The sequence below is a fragment of the Cerasicoccus sp. TK19100 genome (assembly GCF_027257155.1).
Classification (GTDB): domain Bacteria; phylum Verrucomicrobiota; class Verrucomicrobiia; order Opitutales; family Cerasicoccaceae; genus Cerasicoccus; species Cerasicoccus fimbriatus.
Map to the genome: position 1 here is coordinate 26,488 of NZ_JAPWDU010000001.1, position 22,397 is coordinate 48,884.

The following is a 22,397-nucleotide window of genomic DNA, read 5'->3' on the forward strand; positions in this document are numbered from 1 at the left end:
TAAACATAGGAGTTTAGTAACAGAGTAGTAGTATATAGCAGAAGTAGTAGCAGAAGCCCCGGTCATTGTTTGGCCGGGGCTTTGTGTTTACTGAGAGGGGGTGCCTCTAGTTGCCAGATTTGTCCAGGATGTCGGCGAGCTTCTCGTTAAGTCCGCCAACTTCCTTGATGATTCGGGCGAGGACTACCTTGTTGCGGTAGGCCACGGACATCAGTGACAGATGCTGACTCGTTTCGGTAATAACGTAATGATTGCCAGTGGTCGTGGCCATATTACTCGTTTGCTCTTTGGCCGAATGTTTATGCAGCTTGTGTAGGTATTCACCGACATCATTGCTAGAATCTGTCGTATTAACCGTTCGCTCACCGTTGACCGAAAGCAGCATTTTGTGGCCCGGCAGGTATGCGTAGATTTTATCCATCGACATGCTGGATGCGCAATTGATGAGCAACTGCTCGATTTGCGCCTGCGCATCGGGGTTGAGTTGGGGCACCTTGGGCTCGACCTTGGGTTGCTTGAGGAACGCACTCAGGACGCGAGCGCCGATGGTGCTACGATGGATGCCGTGCTCAACAGCTGCCTCGGGGTGAGGCATCATGCCGAATACGTTTTCATCTCGGTTGCGAATGGCGGCGATGTTGCCTACGGAGCCATTGGGATTGTTGGCGTAGCGGAACAAAATCTGCTGGTTGGTCTGTAGCGAATTAAGATCGCGGTCGTCCACCCAGTAGCGTCCGAAGCGGTGAGAGACGGGTAGCTCAATGGTCTCGCCAAGGCGGCGAATACTGAAGTTCTTCGTGCTGTCTTCAACGTTTAGCGACTCGTAATCGCAGTAATGCATACGACTGGCGTTTTCGGTAAACGTGCCAGGCAGAAGCTTCGCTTCGCAGAGGACTTGGAAGCCGTTGCCAATCCCAAGTATGGGGCCGCCGCTTGTCGCGAAGTCTTTTATGGCTTGGAGTATCGGTGTAGATTTCGCCAAGGCCCCTGCGCGCAAATGATCCCCGAAAGAGCATCCCCCAGGGATAATGATAGCGTCTGCCCCCGCAAAGCTTTTGCTCTTGTGGGGAAAGAGTCTGGCTCGCACATGCAGCTCACCAATGAGCGCATGTAGCAAATCACGATCTCCGGTGGACCCTGGCAATTGAACTACGCCAACTTTCATTTCCCAATCTTACTCCGCTGGATTGAATTCTTCGTTGATGGTCAGGCAAATTTTATCCAGTCGATTTAGGATGAGGCCGAGGTTGGTTGCCTTCGGAAAAACTGCCATTACCGACAGTGTCGGGGCAAGAAAGCGGGCGACGTAGAAAGTGTCGCCCCAAGTCATGATCAATTCTTGGGGGCCGCCGTCCTGTGCATCTTGCTCGGGGATTCGGCCGACTAGCTTTTTAAAATTTTTAATGAAACGAGAAAAACCTCGATGGTCCCTCTTGTGGGGAAGCATGAGCAACGGACTCGTGTCCTTGCGGTAAACGATGAAGCACTGGCACGAGGTCAGTTGGATAAAGTTTTGGTAGAGTTCTTCGTTTTCCATAGAAAAAGCACATCTTGCATGGAAGCAAGATGTGCAGTTTGAAAGTGAGGAGGTTTAGAGTTCGACGCCTTTTTCGAAAGTGCCGAGTGATATACGAGCCATGGCCAGGTTTGCCTGTGCGCGATTTACGGCAATGTAGAGGAAGATCGCATCGTTCTTCGCCAAGGGACGAATGATGTGATATTGGGTTCCGAGGGTGATCAGGATGTCCTCGATATTATCTTCCAGGCCGAGGGTGGCCATGGTAGCGCGCTTTGCCTTTACCACTTCTGTGTTCCCAGCTGCGGCAGCTTCGAGGTTTAGCGAACCGCCGCCGGCCATGCCGAGGACCATGCCGCTATCGGAATCAACGAGGCATGCGCCAATGAAACCTTTAATGTCGCTGAGAGGATTGAGATCTACTTCTTTCATCGTTTGATTTTCAGTTATTTAGTGTTTTTTTTGGGGATAAAAGCCTGTAGGAAGCATGCAGAAAGTCATGCGTAGCATGGGTTTCGTGATGTATCTTTTTGATGCAGGCAAATCCTTAGGCTTTAACGTTCTTTGCTGCTGGAGATTAAGACTTTTTTTTACAAGGACTCGTCGCCATGCAAATGATCGGACCTTTGATTGATTCATGGTATTTATTCGGTTCGGTCATTGGATAATTGAGTATATCGGCATGCATTTAGTGGAATATGCTTGTTGTTGAAGAGCTTAGCGTGAAATGACTTCGCTGAGCACTGCTTAGATTACTCTTCAGGAACGCTCGGGTTGTTTTTTCGCGAAAAAAATTCATTTTAGGTGGCTTAATTGTTTCTTCGGAACTGATTTTCGGCATCTTTGAGAATGCAGTCTTACTAATCTGGCCGATTTTTTGTAAATTCCGTCTCGCAAACTACTTAGAACTTGAGGAAACCTAGCTAAGTGAAGTGGTTTTTATTGATATTGCTGCTGGGGGCGGCTTCGGCGGGCCTTTATTTTGCACAAGATTTTGATCTGGATGACTGGTTGTTGCCAGCGGAGGAGAGCGCGTTCGTTGAGGATGCGACGGAAGGCTTAACGCGCGAGACGATGACGCTGGTTGATCGGGATGGCCGTGAGCTGGTATGCCAGCTCGTTTCCGTGGACGGTCAGATGGTGACGGTTATTCGCAGTGTGGACGGGCAGACATTTTCCTTCGGCATGGATCGGCTGAGTCGCAAGAGCCGTCAGGAACTGGAGCAATGGCAGGCCCAAAATGGAGGAAGAACCATCAGTGAATTCGATGAATATGAATTGGCCAAGGCCAAGGTGCGCGTGGAAATTGTCGTTTCTGAAAACATTGACGCGACGCCCGATGTGAAGCGCTTCCTGAATGCGCATGACTTCAATTACGTGGTTTACGACGCCTTTAAATCCACCAAAGGGCGGCGTTTGCTGGAAGAGCACGGGCTTACGCGCGGACCGGCTTTCATCATTGGCGATGAGGTGGTCGTCGGCTTGCAGCTCAGGCGTATTCAGGAGCTGATTATCGAGGAATACCGCCGACAAAACGGCGGTTAATCCCCAACTCCTTGGCGGTGACGTTGAGCTTTATCCGTTGAAGTTGCCTGGCCAATGGGCACTAAGCGTTACCTTGCCTGGAGACTTGCCGTGGTGAATGGTTTCTGTCATTTGTTTAGCCTATGTCATGCGGTGGACTTAGATGGCTAGTGGTGCTTGGCTTAAGTTGGGTATGGATGCTCTGCGCGACGGCCAGTGTCGATCTGCCTTCTGCCAGCTCGGCGCAGGGCTACGTCGCGCGGCTGCTGATCAATGAAGCGCCATTCCCTGGCGAGCGGGGGTATGTCTCGGAGGCTGATACCCAGGCGGCCATGGAGGCAATTCTGCTCACTTTACATGCCCGGAGTGTGGACCTGCCCAAGCCTTACACCCGCGAGCAGGTGGCCGATACCCAGTCGCCAAATATTCTCGATGTGATTACCGCGGGAGGCGTGCGCGGGCAGGTGGATGGTTTTTATCGCGACCCCCAGGGAAATCTCGCCACGGAACCGCGTGTCAATGAGCGCGTAAATTATCTGATGGGCATTGCGGGGCAGGGGAAGCCGGGTCGTTTTGCGCGTCTGCTCAATCACGCCATCACGATCAGCAACCAATACTTCGCCGGGCAGTTGCGGGTCGTCGACCGCTACGGGAATTTGACCTACATTGGCACGACGCCGGTCACCGGCGGCAGCTACGCCTGGATGACGAATCACCCGAAATTCCACCCGCGCGGCTACTTCGTCAAAATTCCGGATGGCAACCAGGGCGCTTTGGGCGGCAATCGCTTTTTCACGCTCAAGCGGATTGATTAAGCCGCCGGATCGGCCTTGTTGAAGTTTGGTGGCAAAGAAATTCTACACGCGGAAACGAATCACGCGGTAGGCACTGCCATCGTCCTCGGGCAGGAGCAGGAACACGTAATGGCTGCCTTTGCGCACGGTTTGTGAGCCGGAGTAAACCATGGACCAGCCGTCCGCTACTTGGGCGGCGCATTTGATTTCGAACTGCAAGTCCGAGCCGACGGGCCGGAGGGGCACTTGCTTGGATTCGAGCGGCTTCAGGGTAAATTTCTGGTCGCCCGCCAGGCAGGCAACGGTGAGGTTTCCGAGGTTGAGCATCAGGGCTGCGTCGCGCACTTGCGACGCGCGGCTTAGATCGATGGGAAGCATCGCGTAGCGGGAGCCTTGATCTAGCAGCGTGAGCATGGTGCGCTGTTCGTTGGGCTTGAGGGCGAGGGATGCGGCTTCGGCATAGGCTGGCAGGCCGTCGGGCCCCACGCCGGTGCGGCGGTATAGCTTGAAGTCTGTCGGCCCGGCGTACTGAAACTCCGGTGTGCGTTGGCCGGAGTTGACCGTCACTTCCTGCGCTTCGCCTTTGGAAAAGTAATACAACTTTTCCGACTTGCGCGTGGCACCTTGGGCAACGGCTTGAGCGCCTTTGGCCTTGCCGCCAACCAGGTAGAGGCTGATCTTGCATTTGACGGCTGGCGGCGCTTCATCGGCGCGTAAGTAGACTCCGGAAAAGAGCATTAGCAAGGTGAGGCAAATGATGGTTCTGCGCATGGTGGGCTTAGTGGATACGGGGTGAATCGAGCCAGCGGAAACTGGTGATGACAAAACGCCGTCCTTGCCCATCGATAGGGTCGCCCGCCGTGATGTCTTCGCTCGGGTTAATTTTGTTGGGCGTTCTCTGGATGATGGCCTCGGCCCAGGCTTCGCCATTGCTCTCGCCCAGAGGGTTAAGCGATTCCGCCCAGACCCGAATGCGGAAGGTGTCGGACCTCACCGTCAATTGGCTGCCGAAGGCCGCCAGCAGATCGCCTTGTGTGAGGAATGCGGGGGCGTTGGCGGCGAGGGCACCCCGCATGGCATCGCGATTGAATTCGCGAAAATAGCGGGTGCTCATGATGTTGTCTTCGTAAAGATTTTCGGGGTCCTCAATGCTGTAGGCGTAGGTGTCGTCGTCACCGTCGCTGGCATCGTTGGCGTCGTAGAAATTGTCGTTGATACCGGACGCGTCAATGGCGGCCTGGAGCGCGCCCTTTGCTTGCCAGTCTTCCGGTGAGTCGATGGTGCGACCGAGGTGGCTGGTTGGCGTGGGGGAGCGATTAATGAACTCAGCGACCGACATGAAGGGCCCGCGGATTTTTACCTGCTGAACGATTGCCTGGGCCAGCGCGTCGATCTCAGTGGCGTTCAGAGTGCGGAAGCCATTGTAGGACTCAGTGTCTTCGGGGAGGCTGGTGGATTGTGGATCCGCCTCGCTGCTGAGCGGGTAGGGGTGGCGCAGGTATGGGGCCTGGGCCGCATAGCTCTCGGTCGAACCATCGGCGATGGCCACCTCGGCACCGAAATTGGCAGCCAGAAGGGCTTTCCATGCTTCGACAGAGGTTGAGTTTACGTTGAACGCGCCGTGGACATAGAGCTCGCCTGCGGCTTCGGTGGCGGAATCCAGATTGGCGTCGATGTGTTCCATCTTTGAGTAGATGCGCGGGTTCTCGGCGAGGTAGCTGCCCTCGCGTAGCTCGCTATCGACGACGGTTGAAAAGAAGTAATCGTCCCAAAGGGCGGTGTTCAGATTCCAGGAAAGGTCGTAGTAAACGGGTGGCCCGGAGTCGGGGCTATTGAAGTCGGGCCACTGCTCGCGGTAAACGGCATCGGGGGCCAGGTAAGGGCTGGCGCTGCTGCTGCCAATGGCGTAGGCGGGCGCGGTGTTGCTCCACTTCCAGTATTGCTGGGCCTGTGTGTAGTTTTGTGCGAGGCCGAGGCGGGCGTGCCGCAGGTCTCCAATGGAGTAAAACTCGCGGCTGGATCTTGGCAGGTGAAACAGCGGTGCGCTGAGGCTGCCCGAGGCGTCATCGGTGAAGCCGACAAAGGCGTTGTCGCCTCTGCTGGGGATTTCCGCATCGTCGGGTGCTGCGGCGAGCTCGGTTGTGTAAAAGAAGTCCGCGATCCATGACGGGTTGTCGCCGGTGCCCCCGTTGCTGCTTGAGCCGGTTTCATATTCCAGCGGCGAACGCCCCACATACGGCGCGGCTGGGTTGTAGTCTTCCAGCCACTGAATGCGGAAATATTCCGCGCCCGAGCTGCTGGTGGCTTCGTGCTCTTCAAGGCGGCTTTGCGCGAATTTCTGACCTGCTCGGTAGGAGAAGTTGGCAGGAATGTCCTCAATGAGTGGGCCCGTTGCCGAGCCGAGTGGACCGTAGGTGCTGAGCTGGGGGCCGGTTGCGAAAAGCCGGTCCCAGCGGCTACTGGAGTTAAAGCCGGAGGCGTTGAGACGCTCAATGTGTTGCAGGGGTTGCTGGCTCAGCTCGCCTGCGTTGCGTGCTAGCCGGACGACGCCCGAAACGCGCTGCTCGGATATGGTTTGAATGGCGGTTAGCTCGTGCTGAGCGGGATCCACCGTCATGGTTGAGTTGGGCACTTTGAAGGCAAAGGAGAAACCGCCGCGATAGCCGGGGTAGAGGTCCAGCGGTGCGGTGGCGTCTGTTATCACCTGATCTGGCGTCAGGGGGGTGAAGACGATGGCTTCGCCGGGCTGGAGATTTGTATTGAGGTTGAGCCTGAAGGCCATGCGACCGTAGGCCGGCGTATTGAGGCCTATGTATTGGAAGGCGTGCCCGTCGTGAGTCGCGCCGCTGCTGGGAAAATTGATCGCCGCTTCGCTGGAGCCCGAGCGTGGGCTCCACTCGACGCGATGGAGCCACTTGAGCTCGGTTGCGCCGCTGTTGGAGAGCTGGGAATCGACGACAAATGAGCTGGCGTCGATCTCGGCGTCGTAAGGGTTCCACAGGACGAAGGCGGGCTGGAGAAAATACCAGATCGCGTATTGGTTGGCGGTGGGTTCTTCCAAAACGAGCACATTCACGTGGAGCTGGACAAGCGTCAGCACGGGGGTGATGCCCGGACGGTCGCCTGTGTAGGGGATCGGGGCATAGGCCGCGTCGGCGTTGAGCGATCCGTTGGTGGGCGTCAGGTTGACCCAGGCATGTAGCTGGTCCCACGTCGGGCCGCCGTTGTCACCGGCTTGGTTGGTGGCCGCAGGAAAGATGGGGTTGCCGCTCAACGCAGGGTTCAAGCCATCGGCACTAAGGCCGTTGGTTAAGTCAAACTTCAGGCCGCCCCAAAGCCCGCTGGCGTTTTGGGTTGTTTTGGAGAGGACGCCCGCGCTGTTAAACGTTGCGTGGTGGAAGATTTCAGCCGCGAGGGAGTCGCTCGTTGCGGAGAAGGTGTCGAGCGCCGCGATGTCGATGGCGCGTTCAATCTGGGCGCGCTCTGGGCTGTCGCTGGTGAACGCCGTCAGGCCGGGAAGCAGCTCGATGCCCGCTGAGGCCGGGGCGACGAGGGCTTGGTTGGCAAGCGGGACTAATTCGGTGGGCGCGCTGGCTGGCGACCGGACACTGAGGTTCGCCTTCACGCCTTCATCGATGACGGCCCAGGCAAAGCGACCCGTGGGCACGCCGTTTGCATTGGTGATGGTTTCCTTGGGCGCGAGGATGTTGTTTCCCGGATTCCGGGCGTCCTCGTAGAGCAGCGCGATGGTGGCATCGCCATTGGGGTCGGGGAGGGGGTCGCTGAGTGCGTTAAGATAGTTGCCGGGGTAGGCGGTGTCGGTCTCGGGGTTGAATGTTGTCTGGTCGTTGCCGCTAATCAAGGTGCGGGGTAGGCGCTCGGGGTAGGCGGCGTTCCAGACTGTGGTCAGCCACGGGTTGCCGACGCTTTCGATCGCTGGCGTCACGGGGTCGGAATCGTAAAGCTCGTGGCGGGCGCTGATGCGCGCATCGGGCCCAAGAAACTGCTGGACCTCGCCCATTGCCTCTAGAATGGCGAATCGGGTGACTTCCCGCGTCTGCGCGTCCTGGACATTCTGGCTGGAGGTGGACAGCTCCACTTTGGTCAGGGTGGTGAGGCTTGTCATCAGCAGCACCATCATGGCCATTAATATCAAGGCAATGACCAGTGCGAAGCCGCTGTGACGGGATGAGGCTAGACGATATCTCATGTGGGGTGGGGTAAAGCTATGGTTCAGAAGAGGAAATTAGCGATTAATATATATTAAATATGACGTCAATTATTTTCTGTAGTCAGAGATGTTGGAGCAGTGCATTACTGATTGTTATCGTCTTTATAGTAATGATTAGAGAGGAATTTGCTTATGTGGGCCACTCTGTAGGATGTGTTTGTTAAATATTAAATTTTTTCTTTGGTTATCGCGAAATGCAAACAGGCAATCACCAGCAGCGAACTCCGGGCGACGACTGCGTGGTTGCGGTGGGCTGCTGTCGGGTTGTATGGGCTGGACACCTCCTTTGCCGGTGCCGGATTGGCCTGGTCTGGCGAAAATGTGATCCCGGTGTGCAATTACTAGCTTGTCAGTGCTTCGTGTCAGTTTACGGTGAGCAGTATGAAGCGAATTATTACGTTAGTTTTCCTCTGCGTCTTTCTCTCAGCCTGCTCCAGCAGCAAATCCAGTGGTATCAAGGCCCTGCACTTCGGGATGTCTCCGGACCAAGTGACCGAGGAAATGGGGGATGACTACAATGTCGTCGCCAATTCGATCAACCAGGACGGTAAGAAAGTCACCGGTTGGCGTTACCAGGGCGACAAGGATCAGCCCTCATACATGGTGTATTTCGTCAATGGTAAGCTCGCGCAATGGGGCGAGGCCGGCGCGCTGCAAAACATCCCCACACTGGGCGATCCGGACGCGAAATAAGCGACCGTCAGTAGTAAATTCATTTTCAGGCGCAATGTCCGGTCGGGCGTTGCGCCTTTTTGATATTGGCCGATCAGCGACATTCGCCGTTGCAATCTGCATCGGGGCGTCGAATAACTGGAGGATGGAAGAAATACTCCGCACGATTCCCCATCGTCCGCCATTCCTCTTTGTCGACGAAATCGTCGAAATCAACGAAGAGCGGGCTCTTTGCCGTCGCACCATGCGCGCGGATGAGAATTTTTACGAGGGCCATTACCCGGGTAACCCGATTACGCCCGGCGTGCTGCTTTGCGAGGCGGTTTTCCAGACCGGCGCGATCTTCCTGGCGAAGCGCCTGGAGGCGGCCGGGGTAGACCTGGCCAATAAAACGCCGGTGCTCTCACGCATCCAGGACGCGCGTTTCAAACGCATGGTCAAGCCCGGTGACACCATCGACATTGAGGCTATTTTCAAGGAAGAAACGCGCGGCTTCAACTTCATGCGCGGCGCGATTAAATTGGATGGTAAGACGGCCCTGACGATCGACTTTGTGCTAGCGCTGGTTGACGAAAGCCAGTGATTTGGTGCAACTTGTGCTAAGGGCTGGTGACTATACCTCCAGACACGCGAGTGTGGAATACAAATCAAACCCTTATGCGTAACGATTTGGTGCCGATATTGAAATGTATCGGTAATTAACAAATTAGGAAAATTATATGGCAAAGCCACCGGATTGCAGTCACTGCCAGAAGCAGGCCACCATTCACCTGACGCAGATCGTAAACAACGAAATCAAGAAGTTGGACTTCTGTGAGGATTGCCCTCACCAGAAGGGCGTCACGGACCCGGCCGGTTTCTCCCTGGCAGACCTCCTCTCCGCAGGAGAAGGCTCCACCGCCCCACTGGAGCGGGATCACGGCGTGTGCCCCTCGTGCGGCTTCAGTCCCAAGAATTTCAAAAAGCTTGGCCGCCTCGGCTGCCCGGATTGTTATGAGTCGCTGGGTTCGTTTATCGAGCCCATGTTGGCCAAAATGCACCGCGGCACACAGCACGCGGGCAAGGTCCCGGACGCCCTCGTATCGCGCATCCGCCACGCCCGTGAAATCAAGGAGACCGAAGAAGCGCTCGAGGCTGCCATTGCCTCGGAAAATTATGAGGAAGCCGCCAAACTTCGCGATGAGTTGAAAGCCTTGCAAAGCACCTCTGAGTCGGCTAACTTTTCTCATGGATAGGGCAGCGTCGTTGCCCCCGATATTGTTCTTTATTTTCGATGTGCGCCTCGCCAGTGCACGAATCTCCCATGCCCAGGACTTTTTACGCAAATATGCAAATACAACCGCTAATTGACGGCAAAAGCGAACTCACCCACGCTGCCGAACCGCCACAGGAGGTGGTCATCAGCACGCGGGTGCGCTTGGCGCGCAATATACAGGGACACCCATTCCCCGGGTGGGCCAAAACGGCGCAACGACGTGACGTGTTGACCGCCTGTGAGCAGGCCATCGCCTCCTTGGCGCAGATGCAAAAGAGCGCTGTGCTGGAAATTGAGAATCTTTCCGACCTCGAAAAGCAGGTGCTTGTGGAGCGCCACTTGATCAGCCGTGAGCTCTCCGCGCATGGCGTGGGGGCCGGGGTGGTCGTCAGCCCGGATCAGGCCGTGGCGATCATGATTAACGAGGAGGACCACTTGCGCATTCAGGTGCTCCGCTCGGGCTATCATTTCAAGGATGTCTGGGACTGCATCGACGCAATCGACAGCTCACTGGAGCAAAAGCTGGACTTCGCTTTCTCCGAGGATATCGGCTACCTGACCGCCTGCCCAACCAATGTGGGAACGGGTTTGCGGGCTTCGGTGATGATGCACCTGCCGGGGCTCGTCCTCGCCGGACAGATGGAAAAAGTCGTCCGCGCGGTAAACCAGCTGGGCATGGTCGTGCGCGGCCTGTTTGGCGAAGGTTCGGACGCTTCGGGTAGCCTTTTTCAGATCTCCAACCAGCAAACCCTGGGCGAAAGTGAGGCCGACATCCTTCGCCGTCTGGGCAGCGTGATCGAGACGATTAAGGAGCAGGAAATCAACGCCCGCTTGCGCCTCGTGGAGAACGATCCATCGAAATTGGCGGATAAAATTGGTCGCGCCTACGGAATTTTGCAGCATGGGCACGTTTTAAGCTCAAGCGAGGCTATGAATTTTCTTTCGCTCATACGTCTGGCGGTCGACCTGGGTCTACTGCCGGTTGAGCAGAGAGCCCAAGTGGATCGCTTGATTCTGGAATGTCAGCCGGGCCACATCCAGTTTGCCGCCCGGGAAAATATCGACACCGAAGGCCGCGACATCGCGCGTGCCCGCCTCATGCGGGAAGAAACTGGGCAAATGCCGCCTCTCAATTTTGACAAGCTGGCATTTTCATGATTTTAATAGAGTCACTAACACCAAGGAACTGATAACTGAATGGAGCCAATGAATAATTTCACCCCCAGAGCCCAACAGGTCCTCGCCCTCGCACGCAAGGAGGCGGACCGGTTTCACCACAATTATGTCGGCACTGAGCACTTGTTGCTCGGATTGATCAACCTTGGCCAGGGGGTGGCTGTAAACGTCCTGCAAAAGATGGGACTCGACCTCGATACCGTGCGTGCGGCTGTCGAAAAGCAAGTCGGCACCGGTCCGGAAAGTAAGCCAACCGGAAGCATCCCCTACACCCCACGTGTGAAGAAAGTCCTCGCGCTGGCGGGCAAGGAAGCAAAGTCGCTCAACCACTCTTACATCGGCACCGAACACATACTCCTCGGCCTCCTGCGGGAAGGCGAGGGCGTTGCCGCGCGCGTCCTGAAAAGCCTGGACGTGGATATCGAGCGTTGCCGCAACGAAATCCTTTCCGAGCTGGACCCGAATTTCTCCGGCGAATCCGAAGACGCCCCGCTGGGCGGACCGCAACCGGCGGGCCCAAGCGGTGGCCCTGGTGACGACAAAAAGGAAGTCAAAACACCGGCGCTGAAGGCCTTTGGCCGCGACCTGACCGAGCTTGCCAAAAATGGCGAGATGGACCCGGTTATCGGTCGCAAAAAGGAAATCCGCCGCGTCATTCAAATTCTCTGCCGCCGCACCAAGAACAACCCGGTCCTGATCGGGGAAGCCGGCGTGGGCAAGACGGCCATCGTCGAAGGCCTTGCCATGGAAATCGCCTCGGGCGTCGTGCCGGAGATTCTGGCCGACAAGCGCGTGATTACCCTCGACCTCGCACTGATGGTTGCGGGCACGAAATACCGTGGCCAGTTCGAAGAGCGCATTAAGGCAGTGATGGATGAAATTCGCCGCGCGAAAAACATCATTATCTTCATCGACGAGCTCCACACCATCGTGGGTGCCGGTGCCGCTGAAGGGGCGATGGACGCCTCCAACATCTTTAAGCCGGCCCTGAGCCGCGGCGAACTGCAGTGCATCGGTGCGACCACGTTGGCCGAATACCGCAAGTATATCGAGAAGGACAGCGCACTGGATCGCCGTTTCCAATCCGTGAAGGTCGAAGCGCCGAACATGGAGGATACGCTCCAAATCCTGAAGGGCATCCGCGGCAAATACGAAGATCACCACAAGGTGACCTTTACTGACGCCGCGCTCGAATACGCCGTGAAGCTTTCCGATCGCTACATCACGTCCCGCTTCCTGCCGGACAAGGCAATCGACGTCCTCGACGAAGCCGGTTCCCGCGCGCGCATTGATTCGCTCAATCGTCCGCCGGAGATCGAAGACCTCGCGGGCAAGATTGACGAAGTCTGCGCGCAGAAGGAAGACGCGATCAGCAAACAGCATTTTGAGCAGGCCGCGAAGTTCCGCGACCAGGAGAAGCAACTGCGCGCCAAGCGCGAGCAGATGATCGAAGACTGGAAGACCAGCCGCGAAGAGCAGGTCATCATGGTCGACGAAGAGCAAATGTGCGCGGTCGTCTCCGACTGGACGGGCATTCCACTCTCCCGCATGGAGCAGACCGAAAGCCAGAAGCTGCTCGGCCTCGAAGGGGAACTTCAGGAATACATTATCGGCCAGGACGAAGCCACCAAGGTCATCGCGAAGGCGCTACGCCGCTCACGCGCCGACCTGAAGGATCCGCGCCGTCCGATTGGTTCGTTCATGTTCCTCGGGCCGACTGGTGTGGGTAAGACTCACTTGGCCAAGATGCTCGCCGAGAAAATGTTTGGTGATCAGGATGCGCTGATTCAGATCGACATGTCCGAGTACATGGAGAAGTTCGCACTCAGCCGCCTGATTGGTTCGCCTCCCGGTTACGTCGGTTACGAAGAAGGTGGTCAGCTGACCGAGCAAGTCCGCCGCAAGCCTTACTGCGTGATCCTTTTTGACGAAATCGAAAAGGCGCACCCTGATGTCGCTCAGATTCTCCTTCAGGTCCTCGAAGACGGTCGCTTGACCGACAGCCTCGGCCGCACGGTGGACTTCCGCAACACGATCCTCATCATGACGTCGAACGTTGGTGCCGATGTGCTCCAGAAGAACACGTCGATGGGCTTTGATATCGGACTGGATGACGCCCGCGATTTCGAGCGCATCAAGGACAAGATTCTCGACGAGACCAAGAAGGCCTTCAAGCCAGAGTTCCTGAATCGCCTGACGGAGATTGTGATCTTCCGCCAGCTGACCAAGGAAAACATGACCAAGATCGTCGACCTGGAGCTGAGGAAGGTCAGCAAGCGTCTGAAGGACCACGACATCAGCTTCGTGGTTACCGACGAGGCCAAGGACTTCCTCATCGACCGTGGTTGGGACGAGAAATACGGTGCGCGCCCATTGCGTCGCGCCGTCGAGCGTCACCTCGAAGACCCGCTGGCCGAAGCGATCCTTCGCGAGGAGGTCAAGCGCGGCGAACCGATCAAGGTCGTGGTTCGCGACGACGCCCTGTTCTTCGAGCAAGAGGCCGCCGTCGGGTAATCGCCGAAAACAACTTAAAACAAAAGCCGTCCCAAATTGGGGCGGCTTTTTTGTTCTGCCAATAAAGTGTTCTAGGCTTGGCAGATGCGAAATGGCTTGGCCCTTACCGCTTGTTGCGGTGCGTATCCATGCCCTCTGGCTGATTAACCTCCTGGACCGGGATGGGCTCCTTGGGGTTCGCGTCGAACGTTTCCCAAGGCATGGGCTCTTCTTCCTTTTTGCCTATCTTCATTTCGACCGGGCCGCTGTCGTTTTCCGGGGCCGGGCCAGCTTCACGGAGGAAGAATTTGATGTAGGCCTTCTTGCGTAGGCGCTCGAGCCAACGCTGTTGCGCCTGACGTGCGAGTTGCGTGGTGATGGCCTGCTCAATTTCCTGGCGAACGGCTTCCAACTGCTTCACGCCGGATTCACGCTTCTCTTCGACCATCACGATATAGGTCACGTTTTCGATGACAACGGGCTGGCTGTATTGGCCGACGTCCAGTTGCATGGCGGCGTTGGCAAGTTCGTCGCGCAGGTCACCAAACTCGCGCCATCCCCAGTCGCCACCGTTGGCGGCATTCATGTCCTGGCTATATTTGCGTGCCAGTTCGGCGAAGTCACCGCCCTGTGCCAGTTGCTCGATGATGGTGGCGGCCTGCTGCTGCATCAGGTCTTCACTTTCGCCCGTCATGGGCATCAGGGTGATCATGCGCAGCTTTACGCCTTCGTCTTCGAAGAACTGGCTTTTGTTCTTCTCATAGTATTCCTTGATCTTCTGCGGGCTGACTTCGGTTTGGGACTTCATCATCTGGCCACGCATGTAGCCTACGATGATGCGGTCTCTCAGCTCCTCGCGGAACTGCAGGTCTGTCTTGCCCTGCATGCGCAGGTAATCGAGAAATTCCGGGCGACTGCCGTTAAATTCTTTGGTGATGTAGTCGTCGTATTCGTTGTCCAGGTAGGACTGGGGGATCATGTAGCCCTTCTCATTGAACTCATCGATGATCAGGATCTGGTCGATCATGTTTTGCAGGATTTCGCGGGTGATCGACTGGATGTTGCGATCAAACTCCATGCGCGAGCGAGAGCTGCGGCGGACTTCTGGCACCAGCGGTGCGACTTCCTTGCGCAGTGCTTCCAGCGTAATGATTTCATCGTTCACCTGCGCGGCAATGCCGTTGGTGTATTTAATGTCCCAATCTTCCTTGGGCTGAGCCTGCGCGTTGAGCGCAATGATGAAAGAGAAAATGATGAGCAGGTATTTCGTCATGTCAGATTTGGTTCCTGTCGTTTCAGGAATGTCAAAATTTCGCGCATTCTGGTTATGGCGTCCCTGCCGGTCAAGCGGGGAAACCGATTACCGATCAATAGGAATTCCGATGCCTTTTTGCGCGCGTATTTGCATTTAAGTTTGTTGCCTTCGGTTTCGACTGTGGAAAAGCCACAACGTTCAGCCCAGACGCGAATTTCTGTCAATAAAAGCAGGGTTTTCACTTCGGCAGGCAGTTTGCCAAAGCGATCTTGCAGTTCCTCGCCGATCTCCGCCACCGCCTCCGGGCGGGAGGCCAACGCGAGCCGGCGGTAAAAATCGATGCGAAGCCGGGCCTCCGGCAGATAAACTTCGGGCAGGAAGGCCTCTACTTTTTCCACGGCGTCGCGGTCGCGGTCGATCTTCTTCAGCGCGTCGTAGCCGATCTTGACCTCGCCGCCGACGGCCTCGTCCACGTAGCGGCCCACGAGCACGAAATCCAGCTTCACGTTGGCGCGGATGACGGCCGCGTGCTCATCCCCCTTGAGCCGCGCGATGCTCTGGCGCAGCAGCTGGCAATACAGGTCGAAGCCGACATTGGCAATGTGGCCGTGCTGCTTCAGGCCGATCAGGTTGCCCGCGCCGCGTAGCTCCAGGTCGCGCATGGCGATGCGGAAGCCCGCGCCGAGTTGGTTGAACTGCCGGATCGCGCCCAGCCGCTTGCGGGCCAGATCGAGCAGGCGCCCGTGCCGGTGCAGCAGCAGGTAGCAATACGCCTGGCGGTTGAAGCGCCCGACGCGCCCACGCAATTGATACAGCTGACTTAGGCCAAAGCGATCGGCACCTTCAATGATGATCGTATTGCAGTTGGGAATATCCAGGCCGTTCTCGATGATCGTCGTGCAGACGAGCACGTCGTAGCGCCCGCTGACGAAGTCCGTCATGACTTTTTCCAGGGCGCGTTCGGACATCTGGCCGTGGCCGACGCCGATGTTCAGCTTGGGCATCATCTTGCGCAGATGGGCGGCGACGGCTTCGATGGTTTGCACCTGATTGTGCAGATAGAAAACCTGGCCGCCGCGCTCGATTTCCCGCTCGATCGCGGTCTGCACCAGCTTGGGCTCGTAGCTTTTGACGATGGTTTCGATCGGGCGGCGGTCGCGGGGCGCGGTCTCGATGACGCTGAGGTCGCGCGCGCCGACCAGCGCAAAGTAGAGCGTGCGCGGGATTGGCGTGGCGCTCATGGTGAGCACGTCAACGTTGCGCTTGAGCTGCTTGAGCGACTCTTTTTGCCGCACGCCAAAGCGGTGCTCTTCGTCGATGACGAGCAGGCCGAGGTCCTTGTATTTTACATCTTTGCCGAGCAGCGAGTGGGTGCCGACGACGATGTCGATCTTGCCCTCCTTGAGCTGTTTGATGATCTCGCGCTTCTGCTGTGGAGTGCGAAAACGGGACAGCATTTCCACGGTGACCGGGTAGTTGGCGAAGCGGTCGCGTAGCGTTTGAAAATGCTGCTGGCAAAGGACGGTCGTTGGGGCCATGAGCGCGACTTGCTTGCCGTCGAGCGCCATCTTGAACGCGGCGCGAATCGCAACCTCGGTCTTGCCAAAGCCGACATCGCCGCAGAGCAGGCGGTCCATCGCGAGTGGCTTTTCCATGTCGCGCTTGGCGTCTTCGATGGCCTGCTTTTGGTCGCGCGTTTCCTCGTGGATGAAGGCATCCTCGAAATCGCGGAGCCAGGGGTGGTCGGGCGCGCAGGCATGGCCGGGGCTCGTCTCACGCTCGGCCTGCAGACGGAGCAGTTCCCCGGCAAAGTCCAGCGTGGCGCGCTCGGCGGCGGCCCGCGCCTTGAGCCAAGCGCTGCTGCCGAGTTTGCCCAGCTTGGGCGTGGCTTTGCTCAGGCCGACGTAGCGGCTCAGCAAATGGCTTTCGTGCAGGCGCAGGTGAACGGTGACGCCCTCATCGAACTCCAGCGAAATGACTTCCTCCTCGCGCTGGCCGACCTTCAGCTTCTGCAAACCGCGGAACATGCACACGCCGTTTTGCAGGTGGACGAGGTAGTCACCGTCGGCGAGCTCGGAGAAGTCCAGCGCCTGATCGACAGCCTGCCGGTGTGGCATCTTGCGCTGGCGACGACCCACGCGAATGCGCTTGCGACCAAACAGCTCAGCCTCGGTGACAAAGACTTCCTGCCGCTCTGGCAGGGCCAGGCGAAAGCCTTCGCTCAGGCCGGCAATGATGCAGTTGGCCTTGAGCTGCTTTCCCGACGGGTCCTCGGTCAGCATCTCACGCAGGCGACGCTCCTCGGCCTCCGTTTTGAGCACGAAATGCACTTGGTGACCGCGCTTGTGCCACTGCAAAATCTGGTGGAGAAAGTCGCGCCGCGAGCGTTGCTCGGACTCCTGACGAATCACGCCCAGCTGGTTGCTTTCGGCAAAGGTTACGTAGGGCTCCAGGGCCTCACTCACAACTTCTTCGCGCTGTGGGGAGTCGCCGAGCAGCGGATGATCGAGGTCCAGCTCGGCCAGGGCAAACCACTGGTCGGCTTTGCCCGCACGGGCGTCCATCAGGTGTTTGAGGTTGCGCGAGGGTGGGGGGATGTTCTCCGGATATTGGAAAAGCTCGGGCGCGTCCTCGGCCAGCTGACGCGGCTCGCGGATCAGCCACGTGACCTTCTTAGGCAGGTAGTCGAGCAGTGTGGACTGGTCGGTTGAACTGCTCTCAATTGCGGGGGAGAGTAGCGCTTCCTTTACCGAGTCGCCCGAGCGCTGGCTGGTGGGATCGAACTCCTGAATGGCGTCAATTTCGTCGCCGAAAAAGTCGATGCGCAGTGGGGCCGTGGCGTTGAGCGGATAGATGTCGATCAGGCCGCCGCGCACCGCGAATTGGCCCGGCGTCTCGCAGATGGCCTCGGAGTCATAGCCAAGCTCGTTGTTCAGCTTGTCGATCAATCCTTGAAAATTCACCTGCTCGCCAACTTTCAGGCGGACCGACGCTGTCTTGAGCTGCTTGGGTTGCGGCACGTGCTGGAGCAGGGCACCCGGGTGGACCGCCAGACAAATGTGCTCGCCAGGCTTGGGGGCGACGAGCGCCGAGAGCGCTGCCAGTCGGTCGCAACTGAGCTCGAAGGCGCGCGCGTCGTCTTCCTCAAAATCGCCGAGGTTGGGGAGGCTGAGGACGCGCAGATTCGCCTTGGGTTTCTGTCTGCGGAAAAAGAACTCCAGGTCCTCTGCCCAGGCTTCCAGCGTGCGCCCGGCTGGGCCAAGCAGGACCGTTACCTGCGGCGGTTTGCCATTCGCCGTGAGCAGGTTGGCGCTGACCGCAGGCACAGCGGGACCGGCCACCCCAAAATAAAGGCGGATATCTGCATCGGTTGGCAGAACGACCGGTTTCATGACTTCAAGCGCGCAGGAGTGCGACAGGCAAACGATTCAGAGAAATGGAATTTCGAGGAATGGCAACCGCGCAATGGTGGCAAATGGATACCTCGCTTACTCCAACTGACTGAGGAAGCATCTAACCGCGTTAAATCACGCAGGATACGAAGTCTTTTCGAAGTGTCATTGTCCGTCGATACTTCGCACTCCGAAACTATACTAAGTTAGACTTCGTGGGCTTCGTGTCCTTCGTGGTTTTAACCAATGCAGTATTTGAAAAAGCACACATTAGATTTGATCATCAAATCCCTAACTGCTCAATTGCGCTGCGGGCGGCAGCCTCTTCAGCTTCTTTTTTGCTGAAGCCAGCGCCGGTGCCGAGGGTCTCGCCCGAGACGATGACCTCGGCCTTGAATTCCTTGGCGTGGCCGGGGCCGGTTTCGTCGACAATGTTATAGCTGGGCTGATCGCGACCGTTGGCTTGAGTCCACTCCTGCAGGCGGCCCTTAGGATTATCCCGAGCGAGGCGCTTACTCAGGCGAACGTTGAAATCTCCAAACCACAACATCAGGCAAGCACAGGTTGTGGCGTAATCACTGTCCAAATAGATGGCACCAATGAGCGCTTCGAGTGCGTCTTCGAGGGCGGCGTCGCGGTGTTGGCCGTCCTGAGAAATTTCTGCTTCGCTCATGCGCAGATGGGCCGGTAGCTCCAGCTCTCGCGCGAGCTGAGCGAGGAAGTCCCCCTTCGCGAGCACCGATCTTGCCTGCGCTAGGTGGCCTTCGCGCTCATCGGGAAAGGTATGGAAAAGCGTTTCGGCGAGGAACAACCCGAGCACGGAGTCTCCTAAAAACTCCAAGCGCTGGTTGTCTGACGCTTCCGGCGTTTCCTGCAAGCGTGATGAGTGGGTCAGCGCCTGCTCCAGTAGAGCCGGATTGTTGAAATGGTGACCGATACGTTGCTCTAGCGAGCTGGCTCCTGCCATGGACGCAAAATGGCTAGAGGCTGCGCACGACGGCTTTGGCGATACCCTGGATCAGCAACTCGGATACGGGGTGCAGCTCCGGGTAGTCGGCATTTTCGGCCTTGAGATAGGGGGCGCGGCCAGCGGTTTGCACAAAGCGCTTGAGGGTGGTCTCGTTGTCGATCAGGGCGGCGACGATATCACCATTGCGCGGTAGGCCAGGCTCCAAAACGACGACATCGCCGTCGAAAATACCCGCATCGATCATGCTCTCGCCACGGACCTTCAGCGCGAAGGCGCGCTTGTTGCGGCGGACGCCTGCGGTGCCGATATCCAACTGGAGGCGACCAACTTCACCACCGGATTCCACGCCTTCCGGGTAACCGGCGGCAATGCTGCCATAAATCGGAATATCCACGACGTCTTTGGCGAACACGGGCTTGTTGGTGCCGTCATCATAAGTGACGCGGAAAGTGCGGGCTTGGCCGGGGGCGCGGCTGATGTAACCCTTGCGCTCCAAGGCGCGGAGGTGGCCCATCACGGCATTGGTGCTTTTGAAGCCAAAATGTTCCTGAATTTCGCGAATGCTGGGCCAGTAGCTCTGCTCACGAAATTGTTGCTGAATGAAGCCTAGAATCTCGTGTTGACGGGTGGTAAGTTTTTTCATGATCGTTCGATAGTTGTGCAAATGAGTATTAGATTAATGTTCACTGTGTCAATTCTTTTAGTGCACAAAAAAGCGCAGGGCCGCGTGGGCCCTGCGCGAATAGCGGTCAGGTAAATGGTTGTCGCAGTGCTCCCTTTAGGCGCCGATTTTGATGTTGGGCACGATTTCGAACTCGCACAGATCAGCGGTTACATTGAGCAGGCGCTCAAGGTCGCGCGTGCTGCTTAGCGAGCCCGCCAGGTAGAGTTTGTTGTCGTTGACGCTGTAGGTCATGTCCGAGATTTGACTGAGCAGTTTTACATCTTCATGGGACTGCATGATCATGGCCATCGTCATGGAGCGCACCTCGAAGGCGGCGTCTTTGGCGGCATCGGTTTCGCTGGCAGGTGTCTCGGCGTGGTTAAGCACGTAGCCTTGGTTATTGCGGGTGAGCGCACTGGCGTTGGTGGCCTGGACGCTGCCGTCGTGGAGCCTGATCATCACCGTGGGCGCGACTTTGGCGTTGCTGCGCAGCGGTTCGACGAGCACGCCGATTACCTGGCCTTCAGGATTGGAAACGGAAACGCCGGATTCGGCATTTGCGGATGTTAAAGTGGCCGCCAATACAAAGAGGGCCATGTAGAAGCCCCGTAAGAGGCGAGCGTAGTAATATACATTTTTCATGACGCGATTGGGTTAACTGACTAGTAATAAACTAGACGAATCGCGTCCATGCAGGCAGTATTCACTGCCTTACAGATTCATATTTGGAGTTGTGGGGGGTTCTCCCATTTTCAGGCAGGGGCATACTCAGGGCAATGCGGGCCACCGCGAGCAATGCGCCGCGATTCCTTTACACTCCCTTTACAGAATTCGCGATATTTGGGTAACTTCTCCTAAATAAGACCGCTTTCTCAGGTTGGGCAGTCGCCGCAATCGTCGCGATAAAAGGCTTTAAGCCGTCGGTCGGATGGCTTTTATTGCGGTAAATCTCCGCATGAGCGCTCCATCCTTAGACCGTCAAATCACCGCCTTGTTGTTCGGCCCCGATCAGCCTGGTATCGTCGCCAATGTCTCCAGCTGGATTTATGCGCGCAGTGGTAACATTCGCCATGCCGACCAGCACCGCGACGACGCTGCCAATGTATTCTTCCAACGCCTGGTATGGAACCCGGCTGAAGACCACCATGCCGAGGCCGAGAGCCAGGCCTTCAAACAATATGCCGAGACCGAGCTTGGCATGAGCTGTAATGTGTCGCTGGGCATTGAGCAGCAGCGCGTCGGCATCATGGTATCCAAGATAGACCACTGCTTTCACGACATCGCGCTACGGTTCAAGTCGGGTGAGTTCCCGGGCAAGGCAGTCGTCGTGGTGTCAAACCACCCCGACATGGCCGAGGCCGCGGCGTCCTACGGGTTGCCGTTTCACCACGTGCCGGTGACCCAAGCGAACAAAGCCAGTGCCGAGCAGGAGCAGATTCGCCTGCTGCAGGAGGCGGGGGTGGACCTGGTGGTCATGGCGCGCTACATGCAAGTCCTGTCGGAAGACTTTTTGGCCAACATCGGCTGCCCGGTGATTAACATTCACCACAGCTTTTTGCCGGCTTTCGCGGGCGGGCGTCCTTACCACCAAGCCTACGAGCGGGGGGTGAAATTGATCGGGGCGACGGCGCACTTCGCTACGGCCGACCTCGACGAAGGGCCGATCATCGCGCAGGATGTCGCTCGCGTGACGCATCGTCATGGGCCCAAGGATTTAATCCGCCGCGGCAAGGATTTGGAAAAGGCGGTCTTTGCCCAGGCGATTCGCTGGCAGCTCGAGCATCGCATTCTTGTTTATAATAACAAAACCGTCGTGTTTGACTAAGCGGGGCACCCGCCATTAGCTAACGATATGAGCTTCAACCCTGACGATTACGGCCCGGTGTTGGCCGAGTGGCTACGCATCAAGCACCCCGTCAACCTCGGTCCCGGCCAGCCCGATGAATCGCTGCGTACCCGCTTGGGCGAATTGACAATCGACCACGCATTTGCGCACGCAGAAGTTCGCGATGCTGAGATGGCCAAGGCATGCCTTAGCGGCGTGCTGCTACGCCTCGATTTTCTGGATGAGTCGCACACGATCAGCCAGGGCATCGACAACTCTACCGGAAGTTTTTGGCATGGTATCATGCACCGTCGCGAGCCGGACTACGGCAATGGCAAGTATTGGTTTCGCAGTGTGGGACGCCACCCAGTCCTGGCCAAACTCGCCAACGAATATCCCGGCTTCACCGCGGAGGGTTTCATCGACGAAGTGGCCCGCTGCACGGGCACGGGCGTCACCGATGAACAGCGCTGCCAGCAAATCCAGCAACGGGAGTTCGAGCTACTGTTTGACTTTAGCTATCGCGGTGCGGTGGTGTAGGTTTTATATTCACAACAGCGTTATTTTTACTAAAGCTGTTGCCACTTATTAAAGGTAGCGCGGAGCGTCCTCGCTCCGCAAGGATTGAGG

Annotated in this window: 19 protein-coding genes; 9 read left to right on the plus strand and 10 right to left on the minus strand. The window is 57.2% G+C overall.

Annotated features, from left to right (window positions below; translation table 11 throughout):
• Positions 1-106: 106 nt before the first annotated feature.
• From purQ to O3S85_RS00105, 3 genes are read right to left on the minus strand one after another with little or no spacing between them, the layout of a single operon-like run.
• Complete coding sequence (purQ, locus tag O3S85_RS00095; RefSeq protein ID WP_269536914.1) at positions 107-1,165, minus strand: phosphoribosylformylglycinamidine synthase subunit PurQ; 1,059 nt, start codon at positions 1,163-1,165, stop codon at positions 107-109.
• Between the two features lie 9 nt (positions 1,166-1,174).
• Entirely contained in the window at positions 1,175-1,537 is a 363-nt protein-coding gene (locus tag O3S85_RS00100) for a hypothetical protein (RefSeq protein WP_269536915.1), read from the minus strand.
• Positions 1,538-1,591: 54 nt separating this feature from the next.
• Positions 1,592-1,948: a hypothetical protein gene (locus tag O3S85_RS00105; protein WP_269536916.1), complete on the minus strand. Its 357-nt coding sequence runs from the start codon at positions 1,946-1,948 to the stop codon at positions 1,592-1,594.
• Positions 1,949-2,443: 495 nt separating this feature from the next.
• On the opposite strand from O3S85_RS00105, the gene O3S85_RS00110 reads away from it, so the two are divergent.
• Entirely contained in the window at positions 2,444-3,061 is a 618-nt protein-coding gene (locus O3S85_RS00110; protein ID WP_269536917.1) for a thioredoxin domain-containing protein, read from the plus strand.
• A gap of 176 nt (positions 3,062-3,237) precedes the next feature.
• Positions 3,238-3,855 carry a hypothetical protein gene (locus tag O3S85_RS00115; RefSeq protein ID WP_269536918.1) on the plus strand — a complete coding sequence of 206 codons (618 nt, stop codon included), beginning with the start codon at positions 3,238-3,240 and terminating at the stop codon, positions 3,853-3,855.
• 42 nt (positions 3,856-3,897) lie between these two features.
• Here the strand turns inward: O3S85_RS00115 and O3S85_RS00120 are convergent, their stop codons facing one another.
• Positions 3,898-4,605: a hypothetical protein gene (locus tag O3S85_RS00120; protein WP_269536920.1), complete on the minus strand. Its 708-nt coding sequence runs from the start codon at positions 4,603-4,605 to the stop codon at positions 3,898-3,900.
• Positions 4,606-4,612: 7 nt separating this feature from the next.
• Positions 4,613-8,044 carry a hypothetical protein gene (locus tag O3S85_RS00125; protein WP_269536921.1) on the minus strand — a complete coding sequence of 1,144 codons (3,432 nt, stop codon included), beginning with the start codon at positions 8,042-8,044 and terminating at the stop codon, positions 4,613-4,615.
• 402 nt (positions 8,045-8,446) lie between these two features.
• Here O3S85_RS00125 and O3S85_RS00130 point away from each other — a divergent pair, with 402 nt between their 5' ends.
• The 5 genes from O3S85_RS00130 to O3S85_RS00150 all read left to right on the plus strand — a co-directional run bounded on the left by O3S85_RS00130 (position 8,447) and on the right by O3S85_RS00150 (position 13,682).
• Positions 8,447-8,758 carry a hypothetical protein gene (locus tag O3S85_RS00130; protein WP_269536922.1) on the plus strand — a complete coding sequence of 104 codons (312 nt, stop codon included), beginning with the start codon at positions 8,447-8,449 and terminating at the stop codon, positions 8,756-8,758.
• A 124-nt stretch (positions 8,759-8,882) separates the two neighbouring features.
• Positions 8,883-9,320, plus strand: a complete 438-nt coding sequence (locus O3S85_RS00135) for a 3-hydroxyacyl-ACP dehydratase FabZ family protein (RefSeq protein ID WP_269536924.1) — start codon at positions 8,883-8,885, stop codon at positions 9,318-9,320.
• A 136-nt stretch (positions 9,321-9,456) separates the two neighbouring features.
• The gene (locus O3S85_RS00140; protein ID WP_269536925.1) at positions 9,457-9,972 is read left to right on the plus strand and encodes a UvrB/UvrC motif-containing protein; all 516 of its coding nucleotides are present in this window, start codon (positions 9,457-9,459) and stop codon (positions 9,970-9,972) included.
• A 92-nt stretch (positions 9,973-10,064) separates the two neighbouring features.
• The gene (locus O3S85_RS00145) at positions 10,065-11,150 is read left to right on the plus strand and encodes a protein arginine kinase (protein ID WP_269536926.1); all 1,086 of its coding nucleotides are present in this window, start codon (positions 10,065-10,067) and stop codon (positions 11,148-11,150) included.
• 39 nt (positions 11,151-11,189) lie between these two features.
• Complete coding sequence (locus O3S85_RS00150) at positions 11,190-13,682, plus strand: ATP-dependent Clp protease ATP-binding subunit (protein WP_343218936.1); 2,493 nt, start codon at positions 11,190-11,192, stop codon at positions 13,680-13,682.
• Positions 13,683-13,785: 103 nt separating this feature from the next.
• Here O3S85_RS00150 and O3S85_RS00155 read toward each other — a convergent pair whose 3' ends face one another.
• The 5 genes from O3S85_RS00155 to O3S85_RS00175 all read right to left on the minus strand — a co-directional run bounded on the left by O3S85_RS00155 (position 13,786) and on the right by O3S85_RS00175 (position 20,584).
• The gene (locus O3S85_RS00155; RefSeq protein ID WP_269536928.1) at positions 13,786-14,934 is read right to left on the minus strand and encodes a peptidylprolyl isomerase; all 1,149 of its coding nucleotides are present in this window, start codon (positions 14,932-14,934) and stop codon (positions 13,786-13,788) included.
• Entirely contained in the window at positions 14,931-18,308 is a 3,378-nt protein-coding gene (gene mfd, locus O3S85_RS00160; protein ID WP_269536929.1) for a transcription-repair coupling factor, read from the minus strand. The genes O3S85_RS00155 and mfd overlap by 4 nt, the downstream gene beginning before the upstream one ends.
• Positions 18,309-18,591: 283 nt before the next feature.
• Positions 18,592-19,275 (minus strand): ribonuclease III, encoded by a 684-nt coding sequence (rnc, locus tag O3S85_RS00165; RefSeq protein WP_269536930.1) that lies wholly within the window; start codon positions 19,273-19,275, stop codon positions 18,592-18,594.
• A gap of 13 nt (positions 19,276-19,288) precedes the next feature.
• On the minus strand, positions 19,289-19,921 hold the full coding sequence (gene lexA, locus O3S85_RS00170) for a transcriptional repressor LexA (RefSeq protein ID WP_269536932.1): 633 nt from the start codon (positions 19,919-19,921) through the stop codon (positions 19,289-19,291).
• Between the two features lie 135 nt (positions 19,922-20,056).
• Positions 20,057-20,584 carry a hypothetical protein gene (locus tag O3S85_RS00175; RefSeq protein ID WP_269536933.1) on the minus strand — a complete coding sequence of 176 codons (528 nt, stop codon included), beginning with the start codon at positions 20,582-20,584 and terminating at the stop codon, positions 20,057-20,059.
• A 313-nt stretch (positions 20,585-20,897) separates the two neighbouring features.
• On the opposite strand from O3S85_RS00175, the gene purU reads away from it, so the two are divergent.
• Positions 20,898-21,767, plus strand: coding sequence for a formyltetrahydrofolate deformylase (gene purU / locus O3S85_RS00180; RefSeq protein WP_269536934.1), 870 nt, complete (start codon positions 20,898-20,900; stop codon positions 21,765-21,767).
• A gap of 27 nt (positions 21,768-21,794) precedes the next feature.
• Positions 21,795-22,307 carry a hypothetical protein gene (locus O3S85_RS00185; RefSeq protein ID WP_269536936.1) on the plus strand — a complete coding sequence of 171 codons (513 nt, stop codon included), beginning with the start codon at positions 21,795-21,797 and terminating at the stop codon, positions 22,305-22,307.
• The last annotated feature ends 90 nt before the right edge of the window (positions 22,308-22,397 follow it).

Coding starts and splice junctions, on each gene's coding strand:
- O3S85_RS00135 (WP_269536924.1), top strand. CDS start 8,883: ATGGAAGAAATACTCCGCACGATTCCCCATCGTCCGCCATTCCTCTTT.
- O3S85_RS00105 (WP_269536916.1), bottom strand. CDS start 1,948: ATGAAAGAAGTAGATCTCAATCCTCTCAGCGACATTAAAGGTTTCATT.
- O3S85_RS00120 (WP_269536920.1), bottom strand. CDS start 4,605: ATGCGCAGAACCATCATTTGCCTCACCTTGCTAATGCTCTTTTCCGGA.
- O3S85_RS00100 (WP_269536915.1), bottom strand. CDS start 1,537: ATGGAAAACGAAGAACTCTACCAAAACTTTATCCAACTGACCTCGTGC.
- O3S85_RS00175 (WP_269536933.1), bottom strand. CDS start 20,584: ATGAAAAATGTATATTACTACGCTCGCCTCTTACGGGGCTTCTACATG.
- O3S85_RS00145 (WP_269536926.1), top strand. CDS start 10,065: ATGCAAATACAACCGCTAATTGACGGCAAAAGCGAACTCACCCACGCT.
- rnc (WP_269536930.1), bottom strand. CDS start 19,275: ATGGCAGGAGCCAGCTCGCTAGAGCAACGTATCGGTCACCATTTCAAC.
- O3S85_RS00185 (WP_269536936.1), top strand. CDS start 21,795: ATGAGCTTCAACCCTGACGATTACGGCCCGGTGTTGGCCGAGTGGCTA.
- O3S85_RS00130 (WP_269536922.1), top strand. CDS start 8,447: ATGAAGCGAATTATTACGTTAGTTTTCCTCTGCGTCTTTCTCTCAGCC.
- mfd (WP_269536929.1), bottom strand. CDS start 18,308: ATGAAACCGGTCGTTCTGCCAACCGATGCAGATATCCGCCTTTATTTT.
- O3S85_RS00115 (WP_269536918.1), top strand. CDS start 3,238: ATGCTCTGCGCGACGGCCAGTGTCGATCTGCCTTCTGCCAGCTCGGCG.
- O3S85_RS00150 (WP_343218936.1), top strand. CDS start 11,190: ATGGAGCCAATGAATAATTTCACCCCCAGAGCCCAACAGGTCCTCGCC.
- O3S85_RS00155 (WP_269536928.1), bottom strand. CDS start 14,934: ATGACGAAATACCTGCTCATCATTTTCTCTTTCATCATTGCGCTCAAC.
- purQ (WP_269536914.1), bottom strand. CDS start 1,165: ATGAAAGTTGGCGTAGTTCAATTGCCAGGGTCCACCGGAGATCGTGAT.
- lexA (WP_269536932.1), bottom strand. CDS start 19,921: ATGAAAAAACTTACCACCCGTCAACACGAGATTCTAGGCTTCATTCAG.
- purU (WP_269536934.1), top strand. CDS start 20,898: ATGAGCGCTCCATCCTTAGACCGTCAAATCACCGCCTTGTTGTTCGGC.
- O3S85_RS00140 (WP_269536925.1), top strand. CDS start 9,457: ATGGCAAAGCCACCGGATTGCAGTCACTGCCAGAAGCAGGCCACCATT.
- O3S85_RS00125 (WP_269536921.1), bottom strand. CDS start 8,044: ATGAGATATCGTCTAGCCTCATCCCGTCACAGCGGCTTCGCACTGGTC.